Here is a 2053-nt window from a genome sequence, read left to right as displayed (position 1 = left end):
TTCATCCACGAGCTGCAGCGGTACGATTCAAAAGTATCGGAATGGTATCAACATGGGCACTATTACCCTGGTAGGTACAAGTGGCACACAAACAGAATTAAAGAATGGCACAGTGTATAACATCAGTGTCACTTGCACAGGAAACGGCGGCAGCAAAAGCGCTATTGCGACAGCTCGCGGCGGCAGTAGCGGCGGCGGTGATTACATGTAAGGGGAATACTCATGGAACGAATAATTCAACTCCTAACGCTGCTGTTACTGTTAATATGCAGCCAAGTATCAGCAACCACAGTTAGATATCAGCATACAGATATGCTGGGGTCAGTCGTTGCAGAATCGGACAGTGCCGGCAACATCATTAGTCGCAGTCATTACGAACCGTTTGGCAAACGATTGGGGGGAGACAAGGCCGGCATAGGCTACACAGGCCACCTGCAGGATGAGGACTTGAACCTGACCTATATGCAGGCACGATACTATGATCCACTGATAGGGCGGTTCTATGCCAATGATCCGGTTGGATTCAGGGATGTGCATAGCTTTAACCGGTATGCGTATGGGAATAATAATCCGTATAAATACGTAGATCCGGATGGGAAAACAGGGGTTTTAGCTTATACGCCAACAAGTTCTCCTGTTGGAACAACCGGCATGGAGAAGCTTTCCCTTGAGCAACAATCAGCTGGGGTAAATGCTGTAATGGATGCGGCTCCGATTGTTGGTGATATCAAAGCTATTCAAGAAGCCGCAAGTAACCCTACCGGGGTAAATATTGCCGCAGCAGCAATTGGTGCCATACCACTGATAGGAGATGCCGCTGCGGCTGGTATAAAAGGGAGTAAAGTTTTTAGCAAAGAAAAACAAGCTCTTGTGGAGATGGCTAAAATGGACAAGAAGAATGGTGGTGTGACGCAAGGTGATATGGATGCATATGCCGAATTAAATGCTGAGCTATCAGACCCCTTCCCATCAAATCAAGTCAGGGGACTGGAAACTCATCCAGATAGGGCTAATGGGAGTGAGCCTCATGGTCACGTTGGCCCAGTAAACCATATACCAGAAAAGAAAATCGAAGATTAAAGGCTTAGTATGTATAAGAAACTGCTTGATTTTTGGATAAAAGTATCTAGTGAACTAAATTTGGACATTGATATTGGACATAAGGTCACATTGGATTCTGGGGAAGTAATCGAGTCGCTACTTTTGGTTAAAGGATTTGGTGCCAAAATGGGGATGTTAATCTTTAGCAAAGATATTGATATTACCCAAGTAAGAAAAGAGTTGAACGAACTTGGTTATGGGTACTCACATATGTACCCACCACTAGAGAATGAACAATTTGACATTGATGATTATGTTGAACTTTTAGAAGATTGGGGGTGGACGGGTAAGCTATCAGAAAAACCTTTTTAAGTTCAATTATGCTAAATAATTTAAAGACTCTGACAAGTCTTGAGTAGGTCTGAGAAGCGTGGTCAGTTTTCAGCGGAAAGCTGGCCAACTGTTTTAGAAAAAGACAGGACAGCCAGATCTTTTTGATGTTTCGCACAGGCTTGACTAGGCTTTGAAATACCCATCAAAGCTCAATCGAGGTTGGTTATGACCACAGCCCGTCGCCAGTTGATAGATGCTGAAAGTACGCCCTTTTACCACGTGATTAACCGTTGCGTTAGAAGGGCATTTTTGTGTGGTGAAGATGCTCTGTCGGGTCGCAGTTACCAGCATAGACGTGGCTGGATAGTGGATAAAATCAGGCAGTTGTCGTCAATATTCTGCATCGACGTTTGCGCTTATGCGGTCATGAGTAATCACTACCATTTGGTGCTCAAAATCGACCTTGCTACGCAACAATCGTTGTCGCCATTTGAAGTCATTGAGCGTTGGACAGGGCTCTTTAGTGGCAATCCTGTGGCGGCAAAGTTCCTCAAGGGCGATAGTCTCTCAGAAGGTGAGCGAATACTGTTGGATACGCTGATTAGCGATTGGCAGTAACGCCTTGGCAGTATCAGTTGGTTTATGCGCTGTTTAAACGAAGATATCGCCCGCAAGGCCA

At 45.2% G+C, this 2053-nt stretch carries 3 protein-coding genes and 1 pseudogene; all 4 read left to right on the top strand.

Going from position 1 to position 2053, the window contains the following annotated elements; all coding sequences use genetic code 11:
* Window positions 1–211, top strand: a 211-nt coding sequence (locus AYI96_RS20390) for a hypothetical protein (protein ID WP_222116208.1), incomplete at its 5' end; no start/stop codon positions are given.
* Between the two features lie 11 nt (window positions 212–222).
* Window positions 223–1080, top strand: coding sequence for an RHS repeat domain-containing protein (locus AYI96_RS20535; protein WP_233962915.1), 858 nt, complete (start codon window positions 223–225; stop codon window positions 1078–1080).
* A 9-nt stretch (window positions 1081–1089) separates the two neighbouring features.
* Entirely contained in the window at window positions 1090–1413 is a 324-nt protein-coding gene (locus AYI96_RS12475) for a hypothetical protein (RefSeq protein WP_025010228.1), read from the top strand.
* A gap of 186 nt (window positions 1414–1599) precedes the next feature.
* Window positions 1600–2053: pseudogene (locus AYI96_RS12470) on the top strand (alpha-amylase family glycosyl hydrolase); the annotation flags it as partial.

The sequence above is a fragment of the Shewanella sp. MSW genome (assembly GCF_007636515.1).
Lineage (GTDB): Bacteria > Pseudomonadota > Gammaproteobacteria > Enterobacterales > Shewanellaceae > Shewanella > Shewanella indica.
Note: the sequence above shows the minus strand (reverse complement) of the source record. Positions and strands in the feature narration are given on the sequence as shown.